The organism is Pseudomonas sp. 3-2 (assembly GCF_019710535.1).
GTDB lineage: Bacteria > Pseudomonadota > Gammaproteobacteria > Pseudomonadales > Pseudomonadaceae > Aquipseudomonas > Aquipseudomonas pharyngis.
This window is the reverse complement of the sequence record NZ_CP081200.1, coordinates 38,799-65,444: the sequence shown is the minus strand read 5'-3', so window position 1 is coordinate 65,444 and position 26,646 is coordinate 38,799. Positions and strand designations below refer to the sequence as shown.

Sequence of the window (26,646 nt, the reverse complement as noted above, 5' to 3'; positions counted from 1 at the left end):
TCCCTCCCCATACGAAGTCCGGGGCTTTTTTTTGCCTCAAAATTGGCTGTAGCGCGGTCATGCTGCGTTAAAAGCGTTAGTAAAAATGCTCATTTAGGTCCCCTAAACTCCGCTTTTTACTAACACTTTTGCCTTGCCTGACCGCACTACAGCCAATTTTCCATATCCTTATTATTCAGCCGCTGCTTCCGCGCCTTTATCGGCCAGTTCCATCCAGCCTGCCAACACAGTGTAGGCCTCTTCCAGACCCATGCGTTTTGGGGCGGAGAACAGCTGGATCGTCACTTGATCGCCCCAACCCTTACGGATTTCCGACTGCACCTTGAGCAGCGTGTTCTTCGCTGCGCCGTAGGTCAGTTTGTCGGCCTTGGTCAGCAGGATGTGCATCGGCATGCCGGCCGCAACGGCCCAGTCGAGCATCAGCAGGTCGAAGTCGGTCATTGGATGACGGATGTCCATCATCAGAATCAAACCCTTCAAACTCTCGCGGCCACCGAGGTAAGCCTCGAGGTGACGCTGCCAGTGCTGCTTGAGCGGGATCGGTACTTTTGCATAACCGTAGCCCGGGAGGTCGACCAGACGCCGTTCATCGTCTAGCTTGAAGAAGTTCAACAGCTGTGTGCGACCCGGGGTTTTCGAGGTGCGCGCCAGGCTGGCGTGAGTCAGAGTGTTCAGCGCGCTGGACTTACCGGCGTTGGAACGACCGGCAAACGCCACTTCGAAGCCTTCGTCGTCGGGGCACTGATCGACTTTGGCGGCACTGAGCATGAACGTGGACTGTTGGCACAGGCCGAGGATGGGATTCTTGAGTTGCATGGGATTTCCGATGTGGGCGGCGCCGGGATTAGGCGCGGAACGCGGTGTCGCTTCCGTTTCAGTGACGCCAGTATATAATGCCGCAGATTTTGTGTGTGCTTTGTCCCAGCGAAGGATGAAGTTCACGAGAGCGACAGACCTTGATTGCGCATTAGAACGCAGAACGCTCTCAACCCTGAAAAGGTCGTTTTATGACGAAATGGCTGCTGGCTGCCGGAGTCTTGATGCCGCTTTACGGCGCACAGGCTACACAGGATCCGGAAGCCGTGTACAACCGTGTTTGTGGAGCCTGTCATTCCGGCCAACTACCCATGGCGCCCAAAAGAGGCGATCAGGCAGCTTGGACGCCGAGGTTGGCGAAAGGTATGGAGACGCTGGTGCAACACGTGACCCAGGGTTTCAAGGCGATGCCGCCGCGTGGTTTGTGCATGGACTGCAGTGCCGAGGATTACCAGGCCCTCATCCTCTGGATGAGCGAGAGTAAGCCCGGTCCATAACTCTTAACCCTTAGCCGTAGTTGGATTAGCTGATGAACAAACTGATCGTGAGTCTGCTGTTGACCGTGGGAATCTCAGGCTTCGCCCATGCTGCCGGTGATGCAGCCGCAGGCCAGGCAAAAGCCGCCGTATGCGGCGCCTGCCATGGCCCGGATGGCAACAGCATGGCGCCAAACTTTCCAAAGCTGGCCGGACAGGGTGAACGCTACCTGACCAAGCAGCTCCACGACATCAAGTCGGGCAAGCGCACCGTTCTGGAAATGACCGGCCTGCTGACCAACCTGAGCGATCAGGACCTGGCCGATATCGCCGCCTACTTCGCCAGCCAGAAAGGCAGCGTCGGCGCCGCCGATCCGAAGATCGTCGCTCGCGGTGAAGCCCTGTTCCGTGGCGGCAATATCGAGAAAGGCCTGCCAGCCTGCACCGGTTGCCACTCGCCGAACGGCGCCGGCAACGCAGCCGCCGGCTTCCCGCACCTGGGTGGCCAACACGCTCAGTACATCGCCAAGCAGCTGACCGATTTCCGCAAGGAAGAAGCCGGCCGCAGCAACGACGGCGACGCGATGACCATGCGCACCATCGCCCGCAAGCTGAGCGACGAAGACATCGCGGCAGTCTCCAGCTACATTCAGGGCCTGCACTAAGACGCGCGATTCGAGCGTTACGTGCGATGGCCAACGCCTGCCACGTTAACGCTCGATTAATCCGTCGCAGCAAGTATAAAAAGGGTGGCTTTGGCCGCCCTTTTTTGTGGCCGCTGCCGTTACACTACAGAACTCATGCCCGCCAGGATCTGTCTGAAAACAGGTCGCGCGAGGCGACCAAAATTGTCCAGGAGTAAAGCATGCGTAATCTGATCATCAGCGCCGCCCTCGTCGCTGCCAGCCTGTTCGGCGTGACCGCCCAGGCCGCCGAAGCCCCTGCTGCCCCTTACGTCGAACTGAGCAACCCGGTGCCGGTCGCCGTGCCTGGCAAGATCGAAGTGGTCGAGCTGTTCTGGTATGGCTGCCCGCACTGCTACGCGTTCGAGCCGGTGATCAATCCGTGGGTTGAAAAACTGCCGTCCGACGTCAACTTCGTACGCATTCCTGCGATGTTCGGTGGCCCGTGGGACGCTCACGGCCAGATGTTCCTGACCCTGGAAGCCATGGGCGTCGAGCACAACGTGCACGCTGCCGTATTCAACGCGATCCAGAAAGAACACAAGAAACTGACCGACAAGAACGACATGGCCGACTTCCTCGCCACTCAAGGCGTGGACAAGGACAAGTTCCTGGCGACCTTCGATTCGTTCGCCATCAAAGGGCAAATCGTGAAAGCCCGCGAACTGGCCAAGAAGTATGAAATCTCCGGTGTTCCAACCATGATCGTCAACGGCAAGTATCGTTTTGACATCGGCTCTGCCGGCGGGGCCGAACAGGCGTTGAAACTGGCTGACCAACTGGTGGCCAAAGAGCGAGCGACCAATAAGGCAGCTGCCAACTAAGCGCGGCAATCGCCATGCGCCGCTGGGGAACCGAACGCGTCGTTGGCCTGCATGATCCGCAGGTCAACGAGCATCACCTGGAATCGACGGGCCTGCCCGTAGACAGCCGTCTGCGCCTGCTCAGTTTCAATATTCAGGTCGGTATCAGCACCGAGCGCTATCGGCACTACCTGACCCGCAGCTGGCAGCATCTGCTGCCGCACCCCGGGCGCTCCAGCAATCTGCAAAAGATCGGCAATCTGCTCGGCGACTTCGATCTGGTCGCCCTGCAGGAAGCCGATGGCGGCAGCCTGCGTTCAGGCTACGTCAATCAGGTCGAACACCTGGCCCAGCTCGGCGCCTTCCCCTACTGGTATCAACAACTCAATCGCAACCTTGGCCGACTGGCCCAGCACAGCAATGGCGTGCTCAGTCGTCTGCGGCCGTGGGCGATTGAAGACCACCCGTTACCGGGTCCAAAGGGACGCGGGGCGATTCTCGTGCGCTTCGGCGAGGGCCCGGAGGCACTGGTGGTGGTGATGATGCACCTGGCCCTCGGCGCTCGGGTCCGCAGCATGCAACTGGCCTACATCCGCGAGCTGATCGGCGGCTACAAGCATCAGGTGCTGATGGGTGACATGAACACCCACGCCAGCGATCTGCTGCAACATTCGCCGTTGCGCGACCTCGGCCTGCTGGCCCCGCAACTCGAAGCGACATTCCCCAGCTGGCGCCCGCAGCGCTGCCTGGATCATATTCTGCTCAGCCCGACCCTGACCCTGGAAAAAGTCGAAGTGCTGGCACAACCGATTTCCGATCACCTGCCGGTCGCGGTAGAGATTCGTCTGCCGGGTTCGCTCACGGCCGATGCATTGCCCGCGTTGAGCACTGCCCTTCGCGGAACCCCTGAATGAGCGACGAAGCCCAGCGCTGGAAAGAGAAATACCTCAAAAGCATCGAACAACAGGAAAAGCTCGAACGTCGGTGGGACGCCCGGCTCGACCTGCTGCGCCGCGGCCTGGTGCGCAGCACCCTGGCGGCGGAAGGCACCGACCGCGTGGTCGATCAGTGCATGAAAGAGATGCGCGACGTAGTGCGCACCGACGACATGGACGCCGGCCTCGCCGCCCTGCTGCCGCGACTGGAAAAAGCCGTGCTCGATTCCGAGCAGCGCCGGGAAACCCGGATCGAACAGGTCAGCACCGCACTGACTGCGCTGGTCACTCAGTTGCAATCTCTCCCGCTGCCTCGCGATGTGGCCCAGCCGCTGAAGAAATTCGCCAAGCAGCTGGATGGCCGGGTGAGTCAGGCCAGAGAGATGCCGCTGCTGCTCAGCGAACTCAGCGGCCTGCAGGGCAAGGCCTTGAGCCAGCTGGCAACGCCGGCGGAACCGGGACGCCCGGGCTTGTTGCAGCGCCTGTTCGGCAGTCGCGACAGCGAGGAAACGCCTGCTCCAGTGGCTCAAGCCGCTGCGGTCGCACCACCAGTGCAGCCACAGCAAGCGCCCGTCACACATGAAGCTGCGCCAGCGCCGGAAGCGCCTGTTACAAGCGCCGAACCGGTCGCCACTGCGAGCGTCAGCCAAGCGCCGATCGCCGCCCCCGTGGCCGAGCCCTTCAAAGCGCCAGAACCAATCCCCGAATATCTTGCGGAACCGGAGGTGGCGGCCTTTGAGCCTGCCAGAATCCTCACCGAATCCCCCTCCGCCCCCAGCGAACCAGAAACCGCCGAGCCAGAACCGGAGCCGCAGACCTTCACGCCTCCTCCGGTTTTCGCGCCGGCAGTGCCCACGGCCATCAACCCCGACGAACTGATCCACCCCGGCGATACGCCGCCGCCCGTGATCCTCGACAGCCTGCCCCTGCCCGAGCCCATCGCCCAGGCATTGGCCGCCATCGATCCGGAACAATCCGAGCACGACATCCTCTACGCCCTGCCGGACTCGCCGGAGCCGTCGTACAGTTCGGTCGCCAAACACATCGAAGACACGCTGATCGGGCTGCTGGATGACCTGACCTTGCCGGAGCGCCATCGCCCGCAAGCCGAGGCCATGCGCGATCGATTGAAAAACGGCCTGAACTGGTACGAATTGCTGCCGATCCTCGACGATCTCGCGACCTTGATGCTGGCCATTAACGACAGCGGCCAACACGAATTCGAAGCCTACCTGCAGCAACTCAACGAGCGCCTCGAAGCGTTCCAGAGCAACTTGCAGGCCGCCAGCGAAGGCCACGCCGACAACAGCTCTGCGGCGCGAGCGATGGACACGCAGATCCGCGAACAGGTCGACGGCCTGCAGAACAGCGTGCAGGAAGCGGCCGATCTGGATGATCTGAAGCAAGTGCTGGAAAACCACCTCGAAGGCCTGCTCGGCACCATGGATCAGCACCAGAAGCAACGTGACGCCCGGGAACAGGAAGTGGCTGGACGCCTGAAAAGCCTCGCTGAACGCGTCGCACACATGGAGCAGGAAGCGCAGGGATATCGCGAACACCTCGAAGAGCAACGCCAGAAAGCCCTGATCGATCCGCTCACCGGCCTGCCCAACCGCGCCGCCTGGACCGAACGGCTCGAATATGAAATCGCCCAATGGCAGCAGCACGGCAATACCTTGAGCCTGGCCATGCTCGACCTCGATCACTTCAAACGAATCAACGACAACTACGGGCATCTGGCCGGCGACAAGGTCTTGAAAATCATCGCCACGGTGCTGCGCAAGCGTCTGCGGGGCAGTGATTTCATCGCCCGTTTCGGCGGGGAAGAGTTTGTCCTTCTGCTCCCGGCCACCCCACCGGCGGTCGGGGCCAAACTCCTGGAAACCCTGCGCGCCGCCATCGAAGCCTGCCCGTTTCACTTCAAGGGCGAGCGCGTCACGATTACCGTTTCCATGGGGCTGGCGGCTTTCCGGCCGGGAGAACACAGCGATCTGGTGCTCAAAAGAGCCGATCAGGCGCTTTACCGGGCGAAAAACGCAGGGCGTAACCGGGTAGAGCTGGGCTGAGGCAATTGTTCCATATTGTTTAAATCAGCCCTTTAAGCGTCGAAGCGCAAGGCGATACGTTACACTGTTGCATTATCGTCTTGCGTGTACTGCCCTCTGCCATGAAATTTTTTACCCTCCTCGCGTCGCTCCTCTTACTGGCCGGTTGTGCCAGCGGCCCGCGTTTCGACACCAGCCATCCTTCGGTCAATCACGACAGCCGTGTGCAGTTCGTGATCGTGCACTACACCTCCGCTTCGCTCGAACGCTCATTGCAGTTGCTGACTCACGGCGAAGTCAGCAGTCATTACCTGATCGGCGACGACAAGAACGCCACCATCTACAAGTTGATGGACGAGAACCTGCGTGCCTGGCATGCCGGTGAAAGCGAATGGCAAGGCCGTACCTGGCTCAACTCCAGTTCGATCGGCATTGAAATCGTCAATCCGGGTTTCAAGGACACACCGACCGGTCGCCTCTGGTATCCCTACAGCGAAGCACAGGTGCAATCGTTGATCGTCCTGCTCAAGGACATCAGTAAACGCCAGGGCATCAGCCCGCGCCACATCATCGGCCACAGTGACATCGCCCCGTTGCGCAAGCTCGACCCGGGGCCGCTGTTCCCCTGGAAGCGCCTGGCGGCCGAGGGGCTGGGGCTCTGGCCCGACGAGCAAGCCGTGGCACGCCAGCAAGCGCAGTTCGACGCCGAGCTGCCGAGCATCACCTGGTTCCAGAGCCAACTGGCACGCCTGGGCTACTCGACGCCGCAAACCGGTGAGCTGGATGTAGCGACCCGCCATGTGCTCGCGGCCTTCCAGATGCACTACCGCCCTGCGCGCTTTGACGGCACGCCGGATGCGCAAACGGCAGCGTTGCTGCTGGTGCTGAATCAGACAAAATAATGACGCCCGCCCGACGGTCAGGGCGAAATCGCAATCAGCAGCTATAACTCATTGGTAATTCTTCGGATATCCATGATGGTTGCTACCCGAGAGACGCTGCGTAGCTGGTTTTATCGCCCCTGGTTTCTGGCGATGATCGCTGCTGTCCTCAGTGCGAGCCTGCTGATCACCGGCGGGCTGTTCGTGGCCGTGCGCCAGGTCGAGCAAAGCGAAAGCCAGGAAATGAACGCCCAGGGGGAGCGGTTCCTGGCACGTCTGGAGCAACTCTTCGGCCAGTTGCGCGAAAGCCTCGACGACCTCGAAGCCCAGCCCTTGCGCAGCTGCGACGACGAAATGATCGCCACGTTGCAGCAAGTGACGTTCAACTACCGCTTCGTCTATGAAGCCGCCTACATGGACGCCACGCGGATTTGCTCCAACCGTCCGCGCCAGGAAGGCCTGTCGGTGATCCGTCCTCCGGACATCAAGGGCCCGACCTACAGCTACTGGCTGAACACCACCACCGAACCCGATGAAAACCGCGCAGCGCTGATGCTCGGGCGCGGCAACTTTCGCGTAGCCACCTCGCGCGGACATCTCACCGACATGGTCGACCTGTTGCCCGGCAGCAGCCTGTTGGTAGTGCTGGATCACGGGACCCGGGCGATTCCGGTGCTCGGCGTTCCACAGGTCTGGCCGCCCACCGAGCCCTGGCCGCCGAAAACCCCGAACGCACTGCAAGTCACCCAGTCACACCTGATCTACCGCATGCCCACTGACAACCCGGAATACCAACTGGTGCTGATCAGCCCGCGCACGGGCATGCACATTCCGGAGCTCTGGTGGTGGATGGTGCCTTTCTGTCTGGTGCTCGGTGCGCTGGTGGGCGTTCTGGTGTTCTGGGTCGTGCGCCAGCGCCAGTCGCTCGACGCCGAGCTGCACGGCGCCATCCGCCGTGGCGAGTTGCAGGTGCTTTATCAGCCGATCTTCGATCTCGACAGCCGCAACTGCGTCGGTGCCGAAGCCCTGCTGCGCTGGCGCCGGCCGGACGGCACGCTGACCAGCCCCGACCTGTTCATCCCGATGGCCGAGAACACCGGACAGATTCGCCAGATGACCGACTTCGTCCTGCAACGCCTGCTCGAGCAGTTGGGTCAGTTGCTGCGGGCCAATCCGCAGCTGTACATCTCGGTGAATCTGGCCGCCTGCGACGTGATGGTGCCGCGCATCGGCCAGGTCATGGCGCGGCTGCTGACCCTGCATCGGGTGGCGGCGCGGCAGATTGCTTTCGAGGTGACCGAGCGCGGCCTGATCGATGTGGTGGTAGCCCGGGAAAACTTGCAGGCGCTGCGCGATGTCGGGCATCAGGTGCTGATCGACGATTTCGGCACCGGCTATTGCAGCCTGGCCTATTTGCAAACCCTGCCGGTGGATTGCCTGAAGATCGACAAGGCATTTATCGACGCCCTCGGCCATGACGCCGCCAGCAGCGGTGTCGCGCCACACATCATTCACATGGCCCAGGCGCTGGACCTGAAGGTGATTGCCGAAGGGATCGAATTCGAGTCACAAGCGGCGCTGCTGAGCAGCGAAGGGGTGAAGTTCGGTCAGGGCTGGTTGTTCGCCCACGCCTTGAGCGCGGTGCAGTTCATCGAACTGATTACCCGTGGACGGCGACTCGCCGGCCGCCGGATCGACGACGAAGCCTAAACCGCCAGCGCCATATAGAACTGCGTGCCCTGCCCCGGCCGCGAGTAAACGCCCATCCGCCCACCGTGCAACTGGACGATTTCCTTGCACAGCGCCAGACCCAGCCCGGCCCCACCCTTCTTGCGGCCCACCTGAACGAAGGGTTCGAAAATCCGCCCTTGCTGACCGTAGGCAATCCCTTCGCCGTTGTCTTCGACGCTGATGATCACCCGTTCGCCATGGCGACGGGCCTGCAAGCGGATCAACCCGTCGCGCGCCGTGTGGCGCAAGGCGTTGTCGATCAGGTTGTCGAGGACTCGATCGAGCTGCGCCTGATCCGCCTGCAAGCGTGGCAGCGGGCTCTGCGCTTCGACGGTCAAGGTAACGCCCTTCTGCGCTGCCGAATCGGCGAAACGCAAACGCGCCTGCTCCAGCAGATCCTCGATGGAGCACGGCGCCAGTGTGAGTTTCTGCAAACCGCTCTGATAACGCGAAAAGTTGAGCAGATCGTTGATCAACTGCATCAGGCGCTGCATTTCTTCATTGACCGTGTCGAGCAGGTCGGACTCACGCGACTCCGGAGGAAACTTCGCCCTCTCACGGAACAGTCCGAACGCCATGTGCATGCCCGTGACCGGCGTGCGCAGTTCGTGAGAGGCGCGCAACACGAATTCGCTGCGCACCCGTTCGAAGGCGCGCTGCTCGGTGACGTCGTGCAGGACCATCACGGCGCCGAGGATATGCCCCTGGGTATGGCTGACCGGCGTCAGGCTGTAGGTCAGCAGGCGCGTTTCGCCATCGACCTCAATGCTCAAATCTTCCGGCGCCCGCTCAAGGTTGCCGCCGCGCAACACCAGTTGCAGCTGTGCATCCAGCTCCGGTCGCTGAAGCGCCGTGCCGAGGCCTTCGCCGAAACGGTCGCTGTCCCAGCCCAGTTGTCGCTGGGCCACCGGGTTCAAATGTTCCAGACGACCCTGACGGTCGATCATCAGCAAACCGTCATCGATGCTGTCGAGCACCGCTTGCAGGCGCTGCTGGCCGGCGAGCAATTCGTCGACATTGGTCGCCTGATGTTCGCGCAGGGCTTCGGCCATCAGCCCGAAGCGCCGGGTCAGCAGGTTGATCTCCATAGCCGAGGACACCGGCAGGGTCACCTCGAAATTGCCTTGGCCGATATTGTCCGCCGCTTTGGCCAGCGCTTCGATCGGCGCACCAAAACGCCGGGCAATGCCCTGGGCGGTAACGAAGCCAATGATCAGCACCGCCAGCCCCACCAGTCCCAACAGGCCAGCGATCAGCAACGCGCGGTCGCGGGCGGCATGCTGGACTGAATTGATGTTGTCCAGTGCGTGCTTGTGCTCGGTAATCAATCCGTTGCGCAGGGTGTTGAAGCGCTCACGCAAGTCGCCACCGCCACTCAGGGCAGCAGCCGGGTCGCGGGAGATGTCGAACGCCTGGAGGAAGCTCAGGTAATCGGCTTTGGCCTGACTGAATCCATACTGGCGATCGTCGTCTTTTTGCTCCTGGGCGATGCCCTCGTCGAGCAACTGGAAGTAATGCTGTTTGGACGCTTCGAACGCCACGGGGTCGGGCTTTTCGGCGAGCATCATGATCAGTTGATCGCCGAGGGTCTGGCGCAGCTTGAGCCCAAGATCAAGAGTGACGAAGTTGTTGCGGATCAGCGTCTCCTGAGTGCCGGCCATCTGCATCACGCTGACCAGCCCGAGCATCAGCCCGAGCAAGGCCACGGTGATCAGCGCGGAAATGCTCAAGAACAAGCGAGTCCGCAACTTCATCGCCAGTTTCATCCGCGGATGCTCACAGGTTGTACTGCTTGCGTTTGCGATACAGGGTCGAGGCGTCAATTCCCAGGGTCTTGGCGGCCTGATCGAGGGTGCCCGCGGTCGCCAGTACTGCGCCGATGTGGGCCTTCTCCAGTTCGTCGAGACTCAGCGCCGCGCCGACCCGTGGCGCATTGTTCGCCGGTTGTTCGGCCATGCCGAGGTGGCTGATTTCCACACGCTCCTGCGGGCAAATGATGCTGGCCCGCTCGACCACGTTACGCAACTCGCGGATGTTGCCCGGCCAGCGATAGCCCAGCAGTGCTTCGCGAGCCTCATCACTGAAGCCCCGGGCCGGACGCGCGTATTCCTTCACGAAGCGGGCGAGGAACCGGTCGGCCAAGGTCAGGATGTCTTCGGCCCGCTCGCGCAGCGGCGGCAAATGCAGGGTGATGACGTTCAGACGATAGAGCAGGTCTTCACGGAAACGGCCGTCGCGCACCATGTCCTCAAGATTGAGGTTGGTGGCGGCGAGGATGCGCACATCGGCGCGGCGGGTGACCGGATCGCCTACCCGCTCGTATTCCTTGTCCTGAATGAAACGCAGCAACTTGGGCTGCAATGTCAGCGGAAAATCGCCGATCTCGTCGAGAAACAGCGTACCGCCATCGGCCTGATTGACTCGACCCAGCGTGCTTTCACTGGCCCCGGTGAACGCGCCGCGACTGTGACCGAACAACTCGCTTTCCATCAGTTCGGCGGTCAGCGACGGGCAGTTGATGGTGACGCAGGATTTCTTCTCGCGCTTGCTCCAGCCGTGAATGGCTCGGGCCAGCTCACCTTTACCGGTGCCGGACTCACCGAGGATCAGGATGTTGGCGTCGGTGCCCGCCACTTGCCGCGCCGTTTCCAGGACGACTTTCATCGCCGGGCTGTGGGAATCGAGGCCGTCCTTGGGTTTGCGGATCTCGCCTTCGAGGGCTTCCAGACGCGCCGACAGCTGACGTACTTCCAGTTGCTTGGCGGTCGCCAGGCGCAATTGATCCGGGCTGCACGGCTTGACCAGATAATCGGCAGCGCCGGCCTGAATGGCGTCCACCGCGGTGTCGACGGCCGAATGGGCGGTGACGATCACCACCCGCATCCACGGCGCCTGAATGCGCATCTGCGCCAATACATCCAGGCCGTTATCTTCGCCCAGACGCAAATCCAGAAAGCACAGATCGAACACCTGGCGTTGCAACAGCGCTTCAGCCTGGGCCGCACTGTTGGCAGTGGCGACAGAATAACCTTCGTCTTCGAGGCAATAACGAAAGGTTCGCAGGATGGCGGATTCATCATCCACCAGCAGAATGCGGCCTTGGTGCTCAGTGGCTGATTCCATTTTTCCTACGCTCCATAAATGAATGTCTTGGGTTAGTCCCGGAAAAATCGGGCAAGTTGCATGGTTGATTCTGATCGATTCCAGTCATAGCAGGGTAGCTCTCTCCTGCCCTCAGGGCTAATCCACTGATTTTGTTGATTTTTTAAACATCGCACAGTTTCAGGACGGTTTCCTGCCTCCTTTTCTGACATCCGCACCCTGCTCTCAATTCAAAAAGAATGATTCCTCCTACGAAATAATCGTGCATTACGCACGACGCTGCGAGGGTCATCGTGCAGGATGCGTCGTCAGTAACTTTTGCAGCATCTATAACTAACTGATTTTATTGGATTTTTTTAAACAAAAAAGCTGGCATGCGGGCTGCAATACATCATTCAGCCCGGGCAGAAATGCACTGCCCCCACCGAACAAGAGTGAGGAACCCAGGATGACTCGCCAACGTGCCGCCCAAATGCGTATTTCGCCACTGCATCTGCAGCAGGCCCTGTTTGGCGCACTTGCGCTGCTGATCACTCTGATCGCCTGCCAGCAATATCTGCGCTGGGAGCAGAGCCAGCAGCCTGAGCCCCTGATTTCCATGCAACACGCGACGCAGACGCACTTCAGCGCCGTCAGCAGCAGCCAGGCCGACAACGGCGCGATGCGCATGATGGACGTCGACCAGCCACAACCGCTGGGCGACATGCCCGGTGAAGAACGCTGGGTTTTCTGATTCACGAATCTGGGCGCCCCTGCGCCGAGACCGGCAACATCCCTAAATAGAAGCAAGGAGAATCACCATGTTGAGCTGGGCAATCACATTCCTGATCATTGCCATCATCGCCGCAGTACTGGGCTTCGGTGGTATCGCGGGCACCGCCACGGGTATCGCCAAGATTCTGTTTGTCGTGTTCCTGGTGATGTTCATCGCTTCCTTCTTCTTTGGCCGTCGCGGTCGAGGTTGAACATGAAGGGGTTAAAGACACTGGCAGCCGCCCTGCTCCTGGGCGGTAGTGCCATGGCAATCGCGGCCAATGACGGCCAGGCGCGGGTCAACGAACTGTTGAGTTCCGACCCGCAATACAGGGAAACCTGGGAAGGCGTGGTGAAGAAGGAAGAACGCCTGCCGGAATGGGTGATGAACCTGTCCGGCACGCCTGACCAGCAGATGAATGCCGTGACCGAAGATGGCGACAAGTATCTGGTCGGTCCGCTCTGCGAATCCGCAGACAAGTGCATGAACCATCGCTTGATCGTCGCGTTCAGTTTCGACAAGAAAGACGCTTACGCCATGCTTGTGGATGTGCCCGAAGGACTGCCGGCGGACAAGTCGCCAACGCGACATGCCACCTACCGCTTCCTCGGCAAACCCGATCAGGGCATGCAAAACCTTCTGATGGAAACGCTGAAGAAAGATCCGAACTGGTATTGAACACGAGGGCAGCCGAAAGGCTGTCCTCCATTGCGTCGGCCCGAGGAAGGCCGGTGCATGACCAGGGGGCCGGGACGTTCTGACTGTTGCAGGGTCGGAGTGACCTACGGGTACAGGGAGTGCCTGCGATGAGGGCCGGGTCAGGGTAAAAGCTGCGACGCAAGTTCGCCAACCGGAGTGGTTCGACGGACTTGCGCTGGGCTTTCAACGTGACAAAACGTTGATCCAGAGCGTTCTGCTCAACTTTTTTATCGCTCACACTGCATGCGAAAGCATTTCGCGGTGTTTCCTGGCGACCGTATATCGAGAAAGAGTCGATCGAATCAGTCGGACATTTAGTTTCCGAACGTAGGCTTTTTCCTAAATTTTTCGTCGAAATCACTCGTTCAAAAAATAACCAACCTACGCTGTAATGGCCGGTTCACGGCACTTATGCCTGCCGAAATGTCGTTATTCGAACCGGTTGGGACGCCAGTTTCATAAAAAAAAGCTCATGCCGATTCGGCATAGGGTAGGCGTTTACGGCATTAGACGGCGCAACCTTGCATCGGAATAGTTGCGCCTTTTTTCGCCCGCCGGAGAGCCGTAAATACGCGCTTCGGGGCACCTTATACGGAGGCAGATGCACAGACTTTTCCGCTGATGAGCGTTCCAGTTCCTGCATGTGCCTGAGTCAAACGCAAGTAAGGGTAAAGATAATGAAGAAGGCAAAGCTTAGCCTCGCCTGGCAGATCCTCATCGGTCTGGTATTGGGGATTGCAATCGGCGCGTTGCTTAACCATTTCAGCGCCGAAAAGGCCTGGTGGATCAGCAACGTCCTGCAACCGGCAGGCGATATCTTTATCCGTCTGATCAAGATGATCGTGATCCCGATCGTCATCTCTTCCCTGATCGTCGGCATCGCCGGCGTGGGCGACGCCAAGAAACTCGGGCGCATCGGCCTGAAAACCATCATCTACTTCGAAATCGTCACCACCATCGCCATCATCGTCGGCCTGCTGCTGGCCAACCTGTTCCATCCGGGTGCCGGCATCGACATGAGCACCCTGGGCACTGTGGACATCTCCAAGTACCAGGCGACCGCCGCCGAAGTGCAGCATGAACACGCGTTCATCGAGACCATCCTCAACCTGATCCCGTCGAACATCTTCGCGGCCATGGCTCGCGGCGAAATGCTGCCGATCATCTTCTTCTCCGTGCTGTTCGGTCTCGGTCTGTCGAGCCTGCAGTCGGACCTGCGCGAGCCGCTGGTGAAGATGTTCCAGGGCGTATCGGAAAGCATGTTCAAAGTCACCCACATGATCATGAACTACGCGCCAATCGGCGTGTTCGCCCTGATCGCGGTGACCGTGGCCAACTTCGGTTTCGCCTCGCTGCTGCCGCTGGCCAAGCTGGTGATCCTGGTTTACGTCGCCATCGCCTTCTTCGCCTTTGTGGTGTTGGGCCTGATCGCCAAGATGTTCGGTTTCTCGGTGATCAAGCTGATGCGCATCTTCAAGGATGAGCTGGTCCTGGCCTACTCCACCGCCTCCTCGGAAACCGTGCTGCCACGGGTGATCGAGAAGATGGAAGCCTACGGCGCACCAAAAGCCATCTGCAGTTTCGTAGTGCCGACCGGTTACTCGTTCAACCTCGACGGCTCGACCCTGTACCAGTCCATCGCGGCGATCTTCATTGCCCAGTTGTACGGCATCGACCTGTCGATCAGCCAGCAACTGCTGCTGGTCCTGACGCTGATGGTTACCTCCAAAGGCATCGCCGGCGTGCCGGGCGTGTCCTTCGTGGTGCTGCTGGCCACTCTGGGCAGCGTGGGTATTCCGCTGGAAGGCCTGGCCTTCATCGCCGGTGTCGACCGTGTGATGGACATGGCGCGTACCGCCCTGAACGTGATCGGCAACGCCCTCGCCGTACTGGTCATCGCTCGTTGGGAAGGCATGTACGACGACGCCAAGGGCCAGCGCTACTGGAACTCGCTGCCGCACTGGCGCAGCAAGGAAAAACTGCCGGCCGGTGACGTTTCGAAAAACTGATCCCCGCCCGCCAGGCACCCTGACAAACCCCGGAGAAATCCGGGGTTTGTCGTTTCTGGCGACCCCGCTATCATTCGCCGCATCTTCCGGGGGATTTGACTGATGCTTAATGGCCTGTGGCTTGGCTTCTTCATCGTGGCAGCCGTTTCGGCGCTGGGGCAATGGCTGATCGGCGGCAATGCCGGGATCTTCGCGGCGATGGTGGAAAGCATTTTTGCCATGGCCAAGCTGTCGGTCGAAGTCATGGTGCTGCTGTTCGGCACGCTGACCCTGTGGCTGGGCTTCCTGCGCATCGCCGAGAAGGCCGGGATTGTCGAGTGGCTGGCCAAAGCGCTGGGCCCGCTATTCCTGCGGCTTATGCCGGAAGTGCCGGCGGGCCACCCGGCCATCGGCCTGATCACCCTGAACTTTGCCGCCAACGGCCTGGGCCTGGATAACGCCGCCACGCCGATCGGCCTTAAAGCGATGAAGGCGCTGCAAGAGCTCAACCCCAGCTCGACCATCGCCAGCAACGCGCAAATCCTGTTCCTCGTACTGAATGCCTCGTCCCTGACCCTGCTGCCGGTGACGATCTTCATGTATCGCGCCCAGCAAGGCGCGCCGGACCCGACGCTGGTGTTCCTGCCGATCCTGCTGGCCACCAGTTGCTCGACCATCGTCGGCTTCCTGTCGGTGGCGTTCATGCAGCGCCTGCGGGTTTGGGACCCGGTGGTGCTGGCCTACCTGATTCCCGGCGCGCTGATCCTCGGCGGCTTCATGGCGTTGCTCGCGACAATGTCGGCCACCGCACTGGCGGGGCTTTCGTCGATTCTCGGCAACCTGACGCTGTTCGGCCTGATCATGCTGTTCCTGGTGATCGGCGCATTGCGCAAGGTGAAGGTCTACGAAGCGTTCGTCGAAGGTGCGAAGGAAGGTTTCGACGTTGCCAAGAACCTGCTGCCGTATCTGGTGGCGATGCTCTGCGCGATCGGCGTATTGCGCGCATCGGGCGCGCTGGACTTCGGCCTCGACGGCATCCGCCATCTGGTGGAGTGGGCAGGGTGGGACACGCGCTTCGTCGATGCGTTGCCGACCGCCATGGTCAAACCGTTCTCCGGCAGCGCCGCCCGGGCGATGCTGATCGAAACGATGAAGACCTCGGGCGTGGACAGCTTCCCGGCGCTGGTGGCCGCAACGATTCAGGGCAGCACCGAAACCACGTTCTACGTGCTGGCGGTGTACTTCGGCGCGGTGGGCATCCAGCGCGCCCGGCATGCCGTGGGTTGTGCGCTGCTGGCCGAGCTGGCGGGCGTGCTCGGCGCTATCGGCGTCTGCTACTGGTTCTTCGGTTAAGGCTCAAGGCCGGGCAGGTGGGGCAACTTTCTGCCCTTGCTCCACCGCCCACGCCACGACTTTCGCGGTGAGACGATCACTGGCCTGCCCGAACCCGGCCACCACCGCCGGAACCTTCACATCACTGAGCGGCTGACGTTCTTCGAAGCGGCGACTGGCGAGAATCCGCTGGTCGTATCCGCGAACCAGCAACGCATCGACCCGCACCACCACGCTGGCCTGATTGCCCTGATACTCGGTCTGAAACGCCTGCAGGCTGCCGCCCAATTCCAGGTCTGCCTGGAAGTTGCTGTCATCGGTGCTCAACAGCGACACCCGGCCATCGCGCTGGAATCCATCAAGCAACCGATTACGCACCAGCACCGGCGCCGGATCGCTCCAGCGCGAGGCCTTGTAACTGCTGATCACATCGCCCTGAGGAATCACCGCGATGCTCGGCCGGTTCAGCGCTTCACTGGCCTGCAGTTTGTTCAGACGCAGCGACCAGTGCTGAGCAGCCGCCGAACCGGCCGAGGCGGGTGCCTGTGCCGTCGGCAGGCGATAGACGTCCGACGGTTCGGACTTGGGCAGGATCGAGCACGCGCTGATCAGCGTGAAGCCGGCGAAGAGGGCGAGGCGAGTCAGCTTCATGGCGTGAACTCCTTGTTCTTGTCACTGCCCAGCAGGTAACCGCTGGGGTTGGCCTCCAGGCGTTGGGAAATGGCGCGCAGCGAATTCAGAGTCTCCCTCAGTTCGCGGATCGCCGGGGCCAGGCCGTTGAGGCCCTGCATGCCGCTGTCGAGGGAATTCTGATTCTTGCTGAGCAGGCCGTTGATGGTGACGCTGCTTTGCTCCAGGGATTTCATCGCCTGTTCGGCACTGCCGAGCGCCTGTTTGCCCTGATCGTTGAGCAGGCCGTTGGCGTTGCGCATCAGCGCGGACGTCTGTTCGAGCATGTTGCCGGCCTGTTTGCCGACCGTCGCCAGTTGCTGCATGGCCTGACGCAGGTCGCCGCGCTGATCGTTGATCGAGCCGGTGGTCTGCTCCAGATGCTCGAGGGTCTTGCTCACGCGCTCGATGTTGTCGGCAGAGAACATCTGATTGGCATTACTGAGCAACGTCGTGACCCCGCTCATCAAATCGTTGCTGTCGCTGAGCAACCGCGAGATGGGCGAGGGCGAGGCGACGATGGTCGGCAGGTTGCCGTCATGGCCCTTGAGTTTCGGACTTTGCGGCGTGCCTCCGCTGAGCTGGATGATCGAGGTGCCGGTGATCCCGGCCAGGGCCAGTTTGGCTTCGGTGTCTTCCTTGACCGGCGTGTCGCCGGCCAGACGAATGCGTGCCAGCACCCGACGTGGGTCCTGCGGGTCGAGGCGCAGGCTGACCACATCGCCGACCTTGATCCCGCTGTACTGCACCGGGCTGCCCCGGGACAGGCCGCTGACCGCCTCGTTGAACACGACTTCGTAATCCTTGAACTCGGTGTCGACACTGGACTTGGCCAGCCACAGACCGAAGAGCAGGGCGCCTGCCACCACAATCACCGTGAACAGGCCGATCAACACATGATGGGCTCGGGTTTCCATGTCAGACCTCGTTGAGCTGTTTGGCGGCGTCCAGCGCCGAGCGGCCGCGAGGGCCGTGGAAGTATTCGTGAATCCACGCGTCGTCGGTTTCCGAGACCACGTCGATGGGACCGGCCACCAGCACCTTCTTTTGCGCCAGTACCGCGACGCGGTCAGTGATGGTGTAGAGCGTGTCGAGGTCGTGAGTCACCAGAAACACGCTCAGGCCCAAGGCATCGCGCAGGGTCAGGATCAATTGGTCGAACTGCGCCGCGCCAATCGGATCGAGGCCGGCGGTGGGTTCGTCGAGAAACAGGATGTCCGGGTCCAGCGCCAGCGCCCGGGCCAGTGCCGCGCGCTTGATCATGCCGCCGGACAGCGAAGCCGGGTACTTGTCCGCTGCCGACAGCGGAAGACCGGCCAGCGCCAGCTTCACCGCCGCCAGATGCTCGGCGTCGTCGCGGCTCAGACCGGCGTGTTCGATCAGGGGCAGGGCGACGTTCTCGGTGACGGTCAGCGACGAAAACAGCGCGCCTTTCTGAAACAGCACGCCAAAGCGCCGCTCGATCAGCGAGCGCTCATGCTCCGGCAGGCTCGGCAGGTTCTGGCCGAACACCTTGACCATGCCTTCGCTGGGCTGGCGCAAGCCGACGATGCTGCGCAGCAACACCGACTTGCCGCTGCCGGAGCCGCCGACCACGGCCAGGATTTCGCCTTTGTACAAGTCGAGATCGAGGTTCTCGTGCACGCTCTGGCTGCCGAAGCGATTGCACAGGCCACGAACTTCGATCACCGCCTCGGAGGGCGCGCGGGGTAGACGACTCACCAGCCCATCTCCATGAAGAACAGCGCGGCGACCGCATCAAGCACGATCACCACGAAAATCGATTGCACCACGCTGGAGGTGGTGTGGGCGCCGACCGATTCGGCGCTGCCGCTGACCTTGAAGCCTTCCAGACAGCCGATGGCGGCGATCAGGAAAGCAAAGATCGGGGCTTTGACCAGGCCCACCAGGAAATGTTGAATCCCTATGTCGCTTTGCAGCAGCGACAGGAACATCGCCGGCGAGATATCCAGCGACACCGCGCAGACCACCGCGCCGCCGACGATCCCGCAAATCATCGCCAGAAAGGTCAGCATCGGCAGCGCCACCAGCAGCGCCAGCACCCGTGGTACCACCAGTAATTCCATGGGGTCGAGGCCAAGCGTGCGAATCGCGTCGATTTCCTCGTTGGCCTTCATCGAGCCGATCTGCGCGGTGAAGGCACTGGCCGTGCGGCCGGCCATCAGGATCGCTGTGAGCAACACGCCGAACTCGCGCAGGAAGGCGAAGCCCACCAGATCCACGGTGAATACGCTGGCACCGAAACTGGCCAGCACCGTCGCCCCGAGGAACGCCACCACCGCGCCCACCAGAAAGGTCAGCAACGCCACGATGGGCGCGGCGTCGAGGCCGGTCTGTTCGATGTGGGCGATCATCGGCGTGATCCGCCAGCGCTTGGGCCGGAACAGGCTGCGGGCGATGGTTTCGAGAATCAGGCCGACGAAGCCGAGCAATTGCAAGGTGTCTCGCCAGACCGTGTCGACAGCCCGACCGATGCGCGTCAGCAGTTGCACACTGACGCTGATTTCCGGTTCCTTGATCGGCACGCAGAAATCGGTCAGCGAGCGATACACGGTCTGCAGCAGGGCGCGGTCGGCGCTGGAAATCGTGCAGTCGGGGTGTTCGGCGGACTTGCCCAGCCGCTCCGAGCCGAGCAGTTCCACCAGCAGCGACGCACCGGCGGTGTCGAGGGCGCCGAGGCCGTTGAGGTCGATGGGAGTGTTGGCGTCGTACTGGCCGTGGAGCGTTTCGCTCAGTTGCTTGAGGTCGGCGTAATGGGCAAGCGTCCAGTCCCCGGTGACCCGCAGGCGGGCAGGGGTGATCGAGGTGTCCAGGCGGGCACTGCCGGTCATTGGGCTGCTGGTCATAAGCTCCGTGCTTGTTCGGCTATCGAGACGAACCTACGTAATAGCACGAACCCGGTTACTTTTCTTTGGTCGGTGTGCTGTCCGTGACCTCGAAGCGCAGCACGCCAATCACCTGACCGTCTTCGGTCAACACCCGCACCTGCCACTTGCCTGCCGGGTTGCCGGGGAAGTTCTGCTTGTGGGTCCAGGCCCGGTAGCCTTCCTTGCGCCCGCCGTGGATGTCGAGGGCGATGCGGTCGACCTCTTTGCCGTTGAACTGCCAGACGTGATAAATCCGCTCGTCGAGCCCGCGCGGCGCGTTGATCGCGGTGTAGGCGTAGAGCCCGCCGCCACGGATCTGTTCGGCGCTGACTTCCTTGAGGCTGGCCCCCGGCACCCGGTCCTGCACCTGGGTGCTGATCGCCACGTCGGTCATCCACAGCGTCGCCGGCGGCACCCACGAACGCAGGACCCAGCCCACGCCACCGATGCCGACCGTGATACACAGGATCGCCAAGGCATTGCGCACGGTGCGGATCGGGAAGATCGACGCCAGGCTCGGGAACGACAACACCACCGCAATCCCCAGCGCCCATTTGAAGCTCTGCGAAGTGGTCAGGTGCATGATCACCGGCAGCGCGGTGAGCAGGGCGGCGAACAGGGTCAGGGTGTGCAGCGCGAGGAACGCCCAGCGCCGTGGCGCCAGCCACTTGTAGTACAGCGGGTCGACGATCGAGATCAGCGCCGCGATGCACAGCAGCCCGGTGAAAAACAGCTGACCGCTGTTCCAGGTGGTGGTGATGAAGAAGAACGGCAGGACGAAAAACAGGCTTTCCTGGTGAATCATCTGCGTCGCGTAACGCAGCAGCGGCTGGGGGATTTCCCGTTTGAAGATTCGCGTGAACAGTTTGGTCAGGCTGTTTTCCAGCATCAGCCAGATCCAGCTCAGCAGCATGATCGTGGTGATCCAGCTCGCCAGCCCCTGTTGCCGGTCGACCAGAATGAAGCTGCCGACCCCGGAGATGAAACCACCGAGCGCAATGACCCCGGGGTAGCGCTTCATCAGTTCGAGAATGCGCTGGATCAGGAGGGTCAATTTAGACATTTGGGCGGTTCACGAGAGTCGAGGAAAAAACCCCGACAGAGTACCGCCCGCCGGGCCGTGTGGCGAGGCTGCCGGTCAGTCTGGATGCACGGACTTGCGCCGATGCAGGCGCCAGCCGAGCAGAATCAGCACCAGCACGCCCAATCCGCCCGCCAGCAGCCACAACACCTGATCGTCGCTGAGCAGCGGTTTCTCGATCCGCAGATAACCCGGTTGCAGCAACAACTCGCGCATGGCCTTGTTCGCCGCCTCCAGCGTCACGCCTTGCAGCTCCCGCGCAGGATCGGCAAAGCGGCCATCCTCGTAGTCGCCCAGCGCGCTCCAGTAATAGTCGGCCATGGCGCTGGTGCCTTGCACGGCCCAGGCCTGGTGGGCAATGGCGGCTTGTTTCAAGCGATTGAAGGTGTCGGCGTCGAGGCCGTTTTTCAGCAGGTCGGCCTTAAGGTCTTCCAGCACCTGCTCGGCTTCGGCGATATCGCCGCGATCCAGGTCGGCGTTGAGGCTCATGAAACCGACGCCGCCAAACACTTCGCGCTCGGCCCACGGCCCGTAGGACAAACCGTGGTTCAGGCGCAACTGGCGGTACAGCGCCCACTCCAGGTATTCCTTGAGCAGGTCGAAGGTTTCGTCGTACTGATCGTCCAGCACCGGCTCCGGCACCAGCCAGTGCAGCTTGGCGCTGTTGCCGATGAAACCGCGAGTGATCGTGCGTTCGTGAGCGGCGCTGGCGCGGATGTCCGGCAGCGGACGGTGCTCGCTCGGCTCGACCGCTTCCAGCGCGCCCCATGCCCGTTCCAGATAGGCCGGCAGCAGTTTGTCGAGGTCGCCGACGACAATCAGGGTCATGTTGTTCGGCGCGTACCAAGCCTTGCGCACCGTCTCCAGCTGCTCGCGAGTCAGGCCATCGACTTCGGCCCGCTGCGGGCATTTCAGACCCAGCTCGACCGCCAGCTGATTGCTCGCGGTGTGGCCCAGGTCCTGCCGGTCGAGGAAGCGTTGCAGCCGGGTGTAATGGCCGCCGTCCTCGCGCTCGACCACCCGTTTGGCGGCGTTGATCGCGTTGTCGTCGAAACGGGTCTGGGTCAGCAGTGCCAGCAGCAGGTCGAGGACCTTGCGCTGGTTTTTCGCCGGGGCTTCGATGACGAACGTGGTGTCGGCGTTGCTGGTGAAGGCGTTCCAGTCACCGCCGAGTGCCTGCATGCGCTCTTCGAGACCACCTTCGCCGGTGGCGTCGATGCCGCTGAACAGCAAGTGTTCGAGCAGGTGCGGCAGCTCCTTTTCATTGCAGTCGAAATCGTCGAGACCGACGCCGATCACCAGCCGGATAGCCACGTGCCCACGCTCGGTGCCGGGCTTGAGCAGCAATTGCAAACCGTTGGGCAGCGCATAGCCTTCGACCTGAAAACGATCCAGGGCGAAGGCGGGCAGGGAACCGAGCAGCAGACAAGCGAACAACAGGCAACGCATAACGAGCTTCCATACGGCTGAATTGGAGATCCGTGTCGTCAGTCCGGCCGCGAGGCCAAACCTTGAGTTACTGACTGACCACAACCCCAGACGTTCAAGGCGAATGCGTGATGTCCGCCATATCGTCCGCCGCCAGCGCGCCGGTATCGGAAGTTTCCAGCACCACATAGGCGCTGCTGCAGAACAGCGAATTCAAACGTTTCATGTCGGCAATCAACTCCAGGTGCAACGAACTGGTCTCGATACTCTGCACGATCTTGCGTTGCAACCGGCTGACATGGGCGTGGGCCAGACGCCGCTCCTGGGCGCGAAAGCGACGTTTCTCGCGCAGCAACTGACGGGCGCTTTCCTTGTCGCCGCTGAGGAACACCGACAGCCCGAGCCGCAGGTTGGCGATCAATTGCTGTTGCAGACCGGCCAGTTCTTCCAGCCCGTCTTCGGAAAACGAGCGGCGCTGCGAAGTCTTCTGCTGCTGCACTTTGCGCAGCATGCGTTCGATCAGGTCGCTGGCGAGTTTGAGGTTGATCGCCAGCTCGATGATCTCCGCCCAGCGCCGACTGTCCTGTTCGCCGAGATCCTCGCGAGGCATTTGCGCCAAGTACAGCTTGATCGCGCTGTACAGCGCTTCGACGTCATCGGTCAGCTTGCGCATTTCCTGGGTGACGGCGGTCTGTTTGCCGCGCAGCACGTCGAGGGTCGCGTCGAGCATGTTGTCGATCAGGTCGCCCATGCGCAGGGTTTCCCGGGCGGCGTTGGCCAGTGCCAGGCTCGGCGTGACCAGCGCGGTGGGATCAAGGTGGCGGGGCTTGGCGGTGCCGTTGACCTCCGGCCGCTCCGGCAGCAGCCAGGCGCACAGCCGCGCCATCGGCCCGACGCTCGGTAGCAGGATCAGGCAGCGCGCGGTGTTGTAGAGCAGGTGGAAGCCGATGACCATTTCCTGGGGGCTGAAATCCAGGCTGTCGATCCAGTGCACCAGCGGGTCGAGTACCGGAATGATCAGCAACAGCCCGATCAGTTTGTACAGCAGGCTGCCCAGCGCCACCTGCCGGCCGGCGGCGTTCTGCATGCTGGTGCTCATGAACGCCAGCACGCCGCTGCCGATGTTGGCGCCGATCACCAGACCGATCGCCACCGGCAGACTGATCACCGCAGCGCCGGCGAGCGTGGCGGTCAGCAGCACGGCCGCCAGGCTGGAATAGGAAATCATCGCGAACAGCGCGCCGACCAGGGCGTCGAGCAGGATATCGCCGGTCAACGAGGCGAAAATCACCTTCACCCCTTGGGCATGGGTGATCGGCGCAGCGGCCTCGACGATCAGTTGCAGCGCCAGAATGATCAGCCCCAACCCAATGGACACGCGGCCCATCTGCCCGAGCCGCGTCTGTTTGCGCGACAGAAAGAAAATCACCCCGATAAAAATCAGCAGCGGCGACAGCCACGACAGGTCGAACGTCAGCACCCGCGCCATCAGTGCCGTACCGACGTCGGCACCGAGCATGGTCGCCAGGGCCGGGGTCAACGCCATCAGGCCCTGACCGACAAACGACGTCACGAGCATGGCGGTGGCGTTGCTGCTCTGCACCATCGCGGTCACGAGGATACCGGCGACAAAGGCCAGCCAGCGTTTGGACATGTTCTGGCCGATCACGTGGCGCAGATTGGTGCCGTACACCCGCAGGATGCCGGTTCGAACGATATGCGTGCCCCAGATCAGCAGGGCCACGGCAGACAGCAAATTGAGCAGGGTGAGCATGCAGACCCCCTGTAATAGCAGCGCCCCAGAGGGGCAAGTGGACGGTACCGCGCAATTTCTACGTTCTGATACCTAAGCTGTAGTTGGCTAACGGTCTGGGCGCCAGCATTGCACAGCTAAAGCGGGGATTGAAACAAAAGTGTCATGAAAACAGGTTCATGCGGGCAGGAAAAAGGGGCCCGAAGGCCCCTTTTTCATGTTCACTGCGTTCGGGTTACTGACCCGGAATATCCTTGCGCAGCTTCACCGGATCCTGCTGTTTGCGTTTTTTCGCGATGGCGGTGCGCATCTTGATGTTGATCGCTTCGACCGCCAGCGAGAACGCCATGGCGAAGTAGACGTAGCCTTTCGGTACGTGCACGTCGAACGATTCGGCAATCAGCACGGTGCCGACCACCAGCAGGAACGACAGCGCGAGCATTTTCAGCGACGGGTGCTTGTCGATGAATTCGCTGATCTTGCCCGAGGCCAGCATCATCACCAGCACGGCCACGATGATCGCCGCGACCATGACCGGAACGTGGGACACCATGCCGACGGCGGTGATCACCGAGTCCAGCGAGAACACGATGTCGATGATTGCGATCTGGATGATGGTGTAGAGGAAGTTGCCGCCCTTGCCCGAAGGCTCGTCGCCAGCTTCGTCTTCACCTTCCAGTGCGTGGTACATCTCCTGGGAGCTTTTCCACAGCAGGAACAGGCCACCGAAGAACAGGATCAGGTCGCGACCGGAAATGCCCTGGCCGAACACTTCGAACAGGTCGGCGGTGAGGCGCATGACCCAGGTGATCGACAGCAGCAACAGGATCCGCGTGATCATGGCCAGGCCAAGACCGAAGATCCGGGTGCGCTGCTGCATGTGTTTGGGCATGCGGCTGACCAGGATCGAAATCATGATGATGTTATCGATGCCCAGAACGATTTCCAGGGCGGTCAGGGTGAAGAAGGCAACCCAGATCTCAGGGTTGGTCAGCCATTCCATGTGTATTCCTTTGAGCGAGTGTTAAACCAGGACGCCAGCAATCAGCTGGCGTCCGGGTGAGTTTGGTGCCGTTACAACGTGCTGAACAGCGGGAAAGTCCCCAACAGCAAGGCGGCGACCAGTATGCACAGGCAGACCAGCACTGCCCACTTCAGGGTGAAACGCTGGTGATCGCCGAACTCGATCCCCGCCAGTGCCACCAGCAGGTATGTCGACGGCACCAGTGGGCTCAGCAGGTGAACCGGCTGACCGACGATCGAGGCACGGGCCATTTCCACCGCGGTGATGCCGTAATGGCTGGCCGCTTCGGACAACACCGGCAACACACCGTAGTAGAACGCGTCGTTCGACATGAAGAACGTGAACGGCATGCTCACCAGCGCCGTGATCACCGCCAGGTACGGGCCGAGGAAATCAGGGATCACCGCCAGCAGGCTTTTCGACATCGCATCGACCATGCCGGTGCCCGACAGGATACCGGTGAAAATGCCCGCCGCGAAGATCAGACTGACCACCGACAGCACGCTGCCGGCGTGGGCCGCGACGCGATCCTTCTGCATTTGCAGGCAAGGGTAGTTGACGATCATGGCAATACTGAACGCCACCATGAACAGCACCGGCAGCGGCAACAGGCCGGCAATCAACGTGCACATCAGCGCCAGGGTCAGCAGGCCGTTGAACCAGATCAGTTTCGGACGGCGGGCATCCGGGAATTGCGAGACGCTGATTTCGCTGTGATCGATTTCGTCGCCGATCAGGTGCAGCTCACCCAGACGCGCACGCTCACGTTTGCCGTAGAAGTAGGCAATGATCAGGATCGCCACCACACCGGCGGCCATCGCCGGGATCATCGGTACGAAGATGTCCGACGGGTCCACATGCAGCGCACTGGCGGCACGGGCGGTCGGGCCACCCCATGGGGTCATGTTCATCACGCCACCGGCGAGGATGATCAGACCGGCCATGATCCGCGGGCTCATGCCGATGCGGCTGTACAGCGGCAGCATGGCGGCCACGCAGATCATGTAAGTGGTCGCGCCGTCACCATCGAGGGAAACGACGAGCGCCAGTACGGCGGTGCCGACCGAAACCTTCAGCGGGTCGCCCTTGACCAGTTTGAGGATCTTGCGCACGGCCGGGTCGAACAGGCCGGAGTCGATCATCAGGGCGAAATACAGAATCGCGAACATCAGCATCACGCCGGTCGGCGCGAGCTTGGTAATACCTTCGAGCATCATCGGGCCGATCTTCGGAGCAAAGCCACCGAACAGGGCGAACAGGATCGGGATGATGATCAGAGCGATCAGCGCAGACAGGCGCTTGGTCATGATCAGGAACATGAACGTGATGACCATGGCGAAGCCAAGGAAAGTCAGCATGGGAATACTCCAGGCGTAGCGCGGCTAAGTAAGTGAGCGGATCGGGCGGGATCAGCGCAGAACGGGAAGCACGAGGCGTACGGGCGGAGTTGCAGCGAGGAGGCGGGTTGCAGAGGACATCAGAATCACCATTGTTGTTGTTAATTGGGCCTGTCGTGCGAGCAATCACACGCGTTGGCCAACCGGTCTGTTGCCGGCAG

The 26,646-nt window shown here is 61.5% G+C and carries 24 protein-coding genes; 12 read left to right on the top strand and 12 right to left on the bottom strand.

What is annotated here, in order from left to right; genetic code table 11:
- Positions 1–171: 171 nt before the first annotated feature.
- Entirely contained in the window at positions 172–816 is a 645-nt protein-coding gene (gene yihA, locus K3819_RS00305; protein WP_039764859.1) for a ribosome biogenesis GTP-binding protein YihA/YsxC, read from the bottom strand.
- 191 nt (positions 817–1,007) lie between these two features.
- Here yihA and K3819_RS00300 point away from each other — a divergent pair, with 191 nt between their 5' ends.
- The 7 genes from K3819_RS00300 to K3819_RS00270 all read left to right on the top strand — a co-directional run bounded on the left by K3819_RS00300 (position 1,008) and on the right by K3819_RS00270 (position 8,349).
- Positions 1,008–1,313: a cytochrome c5 family protein gene (locus tag K3819_RS00300; RefSeq protein WP_221398414.1), complete on the top strand. Its 306-nt coding sequence runs from the start codon at positions 1,008–1,010 to the stop codon at positions 1,311–1,313.
- A gap of 32 nt (positions 1,314–1,345) precedes the next feature.
- Entirely contained in the window at positions 1,346–1,957 is a 612-nt protein-coding gene (locus K3819_RS00295; protein WP_064592479.1) for a cytochrome c, read from the top strand.
- A 200-nt stretch (positions 1,958–2,157) separates the two neighbouring features.
- Positions 2,158–2,799 carry a thiol:disulfide interchange protein DsbA/DsbL gene (locus K3819_RS00290; protein WP_007954043.1) on the top strand — a complete coding sequence of 214 codons (642 nt, stop codon included), beginning with the start codon at positions 2,158–2,160 and terminating at the stop codon, positions 2,797–2,799.
- A gap of 14 nt (positions 2,800–2,813) precedes the next feature.
- On the top strand, positions 2,814–3,692 hold the full coding sequence (locus tag K3819_RS00285; protein WP_221398413.1) for an endonuclease/exonuclease/phosphatase family protein: 879 nt from the start codon (positions 2,814–2,816) through the stop codon (positions 3,690–3,692).
- Positions 3,689–5,779 carry a GGDEF domain-containing protein gene (locus tag K3819_RS00280; RefSeq protein WP_221398412.1) on the top strand — a complete coding sequence of 697 codons (2,091 nt, stop codon included), beginning with the start codon at positions 3,689–3,691 and terminating at the stop codon, positions 5,777–5,779. The genes K3819_RS00285 and K3819_RS00280 overlap by 4 nt, the downstream gene beginning before the upstream one ends.
- Before the next feature lie 101 nt (positions 5,780–5,880).
- A complete protein-coding gene (locus tag K3819_RS00275) occupies positions 5,881–6,660 on the top strand; it encodes an N-acetylmuramoyl-L-alanine amidase (protein ID WP_039764871.1) in 780 nt (259 codons plus the stop codon).
- Between the two features lie 75 nt (positions 6,661–6,735).
- Positions 6,736–8,349 (top strand): EAL domain-containing protein, encoded by a 1,614-nt coding sequence (locus K3819_RS00270; protein ID WP_170928281.1) that lies wholly within the window; start codon positions 6,736–6,738, stop codon positions 8,347–8,349.
- On the opposite strand, the gene K3819_RS00265 is transcribed toward K3819_RS00270, so the two are convergent.
- Positions 8,346–10,136, bottom strand: coding sequence for a KinB sensor domain-containing domain (locus tag K3819_RS00265; RefSeq protein WP_221398411.1), 1,791 nt, complete (start codon positions 10,134–10,136; stop codon positions 8,346–8,348). The two genes, K3819_RS00270 and K3819_RS00265, sit on opposite strands and share 4 nt — an antisense overlap.
- A gap of 10 nt (positions 10,137–10,146) precedes the next feature.
- Positions 10,147–11,493 (bottom strand): sigma-54-dependent response regulator transcription factor AlgB, encoded by a 1,347-nt coding sequence (algB, locus tag K3819_RS00260; protein ID WP_039764876.1) that lies wholly within the window; start codon positions 11,491–11,493, stop codon positions 10,147–10,149.
- Positions 11,494–11,920: 427 nt separating this feature from the next.
- Here algB and K3819_RS00255 point away from each other — a divergent pair, with 427 nt between their 5' ends.
- From K3819_RS00255 to K3819_RS00235, 5 genes are all read left to right on the top strand, one after another.
- Positions 11,921–12,205, top strand: coding sequence for a hypothetical protein (locus K3819_RS00255; protein ID WP_221398410.1), 285 nt, complete (start codon positions 11,921–11,923; stop codon positions 12,203–12,205).
- Between the two features lie 67 nt (positions 12,206–12,272).
- Positions 12,273–12,437, top strand: coding sequence for a DUF1328 domain-containing protein (locus K3819_RS00250; protein ID WP_003177151.1), 165 nt, complete (start codon positions 12,273–12,275; stop codon positions 12,435–12,437).
- A 2-nt stretch (positions 12,438–12,439) separates the two neighbouring features.
- Complete coding sequence (locus K3819_RS00245; protein WP_039764879.1) at positions 12,440–12,904, top strand: inhibitor of vertebrate lysozyme family protein; 465 nt, start codon at positions 12,440–12,442, stop codon at positions 12,902–12,904.
- Between the two features lie 698 nt (positions 12,905–13,602).
- Positions 13,603–14,934, top strand: coding sequence for a glutamate/aspartate:proton symporter GltP (gene gltP / locus K3819_RS00240; protein ID WP_221398409.1), 1,332 nt, complete (start codon positions 13,603–13,605; stop codon positions 14,932–14,934).
- A 102-nt stretch (positions 14,935–15,036) separates the two neighbouring features.
- Positions 15,037–16,266, top strand: coding sequence for a nucleoside recognition domain-containing protein (locus tag K3819_RS00235; RefSeq protein ID WP_007954056.1), 1,230 nt, complete (start codon positions 15,037–15,039; stop codon positions 16,264–16,266).
- A 3-nt stretch (positions 16,267–16,269) separates the two neighbouring features.
- Here the strand turns inward: K3819_RS00235 and K3819_RS00230 are convergent, their stop codons facing one another.
- The 9 genes from K3819_RS00230 to K3819_RS00190 all read right to left on the bottom strand — a co-directional run bounded on the left by K3819_RS00230 (position 16,270) and on the right by K3819_RS00190 (position 26,446).
- Positions 16,270–16,896 carry an ABC-type transport auxiliary lipoprotein family protein gene (locus K3819_RS00230; RefSeq protein WP_221398408.1) on the bottom strand — a complete coding sequence of 209 codons (627 nt, stop codon included), beginning with the start codon at positions 16,894–16,896 and terminating at the stop codon, positions 16,270–16,272.
- The gene (locus K3819_RS00225; RefSeq protein WP_039764886.1) at positions 16,893–17,831 is read right to left on the bottom strand and encodes an MlaD family protein; all 939 of its coding nucleotides are present in this window, start codon (positions 17,829–17,831) and stop codon (positions 16,893–16,895) included. The genes K3819_RS00230 and K3819_RS00225 overlap by 4 nt, the downstream gene beginning before the upstream one ends.
- 1 nt (position 17,832) lies before the next feature.
- Positions 17,833–18,636 (bottom strand): ABC transporter ATP-binding protein, encoded by an 804-nt coding sequence (locus tag K3819_RS00220; RefSeq protein WP_039764888.1) that lies wholly within the window; start codon positions 18,634–18,636, stop codon positions 17,833–17,835.
- On the bottom strand, positions 18,633–19,781 hold the full coding sequence (locus K3819_RS00215; protein ID WP_064592455.1) for an ABC transporter permease: 1,149 nt from the start codon (positions 19,779–19,781) through the stop codon (positions 18,633–18,635). Before K3819_RS00215 ends, K3819_RS00220 begins: the two co-directional genes overlap by 4 nt.
- Positions 19,782–19,836: 55 nt before the next feature.
- A complete protein-coding gene (locus K3819_RS00210) occupies positions 19,837–20,865 on the bottom strand; it encodes a DUF5924 family protein (RefSeq protein WP_039764894.1) in 1,029 nt (342 codons plus the stop codon).
- Positions 20,866–20,940: 75 nt separating this feature from the next.
- Complete coding sequence (locus tag K3819_RS00205; protein WP_221398407.1) at positions 20,941–22,332, bottom strand: pitrilysin family protein; 1,392 nt, start codon at positions 22,330–22,332, stop codon at positions 20,941–20,943.
- A gap of 94 nt (positions 22,333–22,426) precedes the next feature.
- Complete coding sequence (locus K3819_RS00200) at positions 22,427–24,085, bottom strand: Na/Pi cotransporter family protein (protein ID WP_221398406.1); 1,659 nt, start codon at positions 24,083–24,085, stop codon at positions 22,427–22,429.
- A 214-nt stretch (positions 24,086–24,299) separates the two neighbouring features.
- Positions 24,300–25,067, bottom strand: a complete 768-nt coding sequence (locus K3819_RS00195) for a TerC family protein (RefSeq protein WP_039764900.1) — start codon at positions 25,065–25,067, stop codon at positions 24,300–24,302.
- 71 nt (positions 25,068–25,138) lie between these two features.
- Positions 25,139–26,446, bottom strand: coding sequence for a CitMHS family transporter (locus K3819_RS00190; RefSeq protein ID WP_007954069.1), 1,308 nt, complete (start codon positions 26,444–26,446; stop codon positions 25,139–25,141).
- Positions 26,447–26,646 lie beyond the last annotated feature (200 nt).

Bases quoted from the DNA above. Each gene is read 5' to 3' on its own strand.
- K3819_RS00195 (WP_039764900.1), bottom strand. From the start codon at position 25,067: ATGGAATGGCTGACCAACCCTGAGATCTGGGTTGCCTTCTTCACCCTG.
- K3819_RS00265 (WP_221398411.1), bottom strand. From the start codon at position 10,136: ATGAAACTGGCGATGAAGTTGCGGACTCGCTTGTTCTTGAGCATTTCC.
- K3819_RS00200 (WP_221398406.1), bottom strand. From the start codon at position 24,085: ATGCTCACCCTGCTCAATTTGCTGTCTGCCGTGGCCCTGCTGATCTGG.
- K3819_RS00190 (WP_007954069.1), bottom strand. From the start codon at position 26,446: ATGCTGACTTTCCTTGGCTTCGCCATGGTCATCACGTTCATGTTCCTG.
- K3819_RS00225 (WP_039764886.1), bottom strand. From the start codon at position 17,831: ATGGAAACCCGAGCCCATCATGTGTTGATCGGCCTGTTCACGGTGATT.
- K3819_RS00215 (WP_064592455.1), bottom strand. From the start codon at position 19,781: ATGACCAGCAGCCCAATGACCGGCAGTGCCCGCCTGGACACCTCGATC.
- K3819_RS00255 (WP_221398410.1), top strand. From the start codon at position 11,921: ATGACTCGCCAACGTGCCGCCCAAATGCGTATTTCGCCACTGCATCTG.
- K3819_RS00280 (WP_221398412.1), top strand. From the start codon at position 3,689: ATGAGCGACGAAGCCCAGCGCTGGAAAGAGAAATACCTCAAAAGCATC.
- K3819_RS00290 (WP_007954043.1), top strand. From the start codon at position 2,158: ATGCGTAATCTGATCATCAGCGCCGCCCTCGTCGCTGCCAGCCTGTTC.
- K3819_RS00245 (WP_039764879.1), top strand. From the start codon at position 12,440: ATGAAGGGGTTAAAGACACTGGCAGCCGCCCTGCTCCTGGGCGGTAGT.
- gltP (WP_221398409.1), top strand. From the start codon at position 13,603: ATGAAGAAGGCAAAGCTTAGCCTCGCCTGGCAGATCCTCATCGGTCTG.
- K3819_RS00230 (WP_221398408.1), bottom strand. From the start codon at position 16,896: ATGAAGCTGACTCGCCTCGCCCTCTTCGCCGGCTTCACGCTGATCAGC.
- K3819_RS00270 (WP_170928281.1), top strand. From the start codon at position 6,736: ATGGTTGCTACCCGAGAGACGCTGCGTAGCTGGTTTTATCGCCCCTGG.
- K3819_RS00285 (WP_221398413.1), top strand. From the start codon at position 2,814: ATGCGCCGCTGGGGAACCGAACGCGTCGTTGGCCTGCATGATCCGCAG.
- K3819_RS00295 (WP_064592479.1), top strand. From the start codon at position 1,346: ATGAACAAACTGATCGTGAGTCTGCTGTTGACCGTGGGAATCTCAGGC.
- yihA (WP_039764859.1), bottom strand. From the start codon at position 816: ATGCAACTCAAGAATCCCATCCTCGGCCTGTGCCAACAGTCCACGTTC.
- K3819_RS00275 (WP_039764871.1), top strand. From the start codon at position 5,881: ATGAAATTTTTTACCCTCCTCGCGTCGCTCCTCTTACTGGCCGGTTGT.
- K3819_RS00250 (WP_003177151.1), top strand. From the start codon at position 12,273: ATGTTGAGCTGGGCAATCACATTCCTGATCATTGCCATCATCGCCGCA.
- K3819_RS00235 (WP_007954056.1), top strand. From the start codon at position 15,037: ATGCTTAATGGCCTGTGGCTTGGCTTCTTCATCGTGGCAGCCGTTTCG.
- K3819_RS00300 (WP_221398414.1), top strand. From the start codon at position 1,008: ATGACGAAATGGCTGCTGGCTGCCGGAGTCTTGATGCCGCTTTACGGC.
- K3819_RS00205 (WP_221398407.1), bottom strand. From the start codon at position 22,332: ATGCGTTGCCTGTTGTTCGCTTGTCTGCTGCTCGGTTCCCTGCCCGCC.
- K3819_RS00210 (WP_039764894.1), bottom strand. From the start codon at position 20,865: ATGTCTAAATTGACCCTCCTGATCCAGCGCATTCTCGAACTGATGAAG.
- algB (WP_039764876.1), bottom strand. From the start codon at position 11,493: ATGGAATCAGCCACTGAGCACCAAGGCCGCATTCTGCTGGTGGATGAT.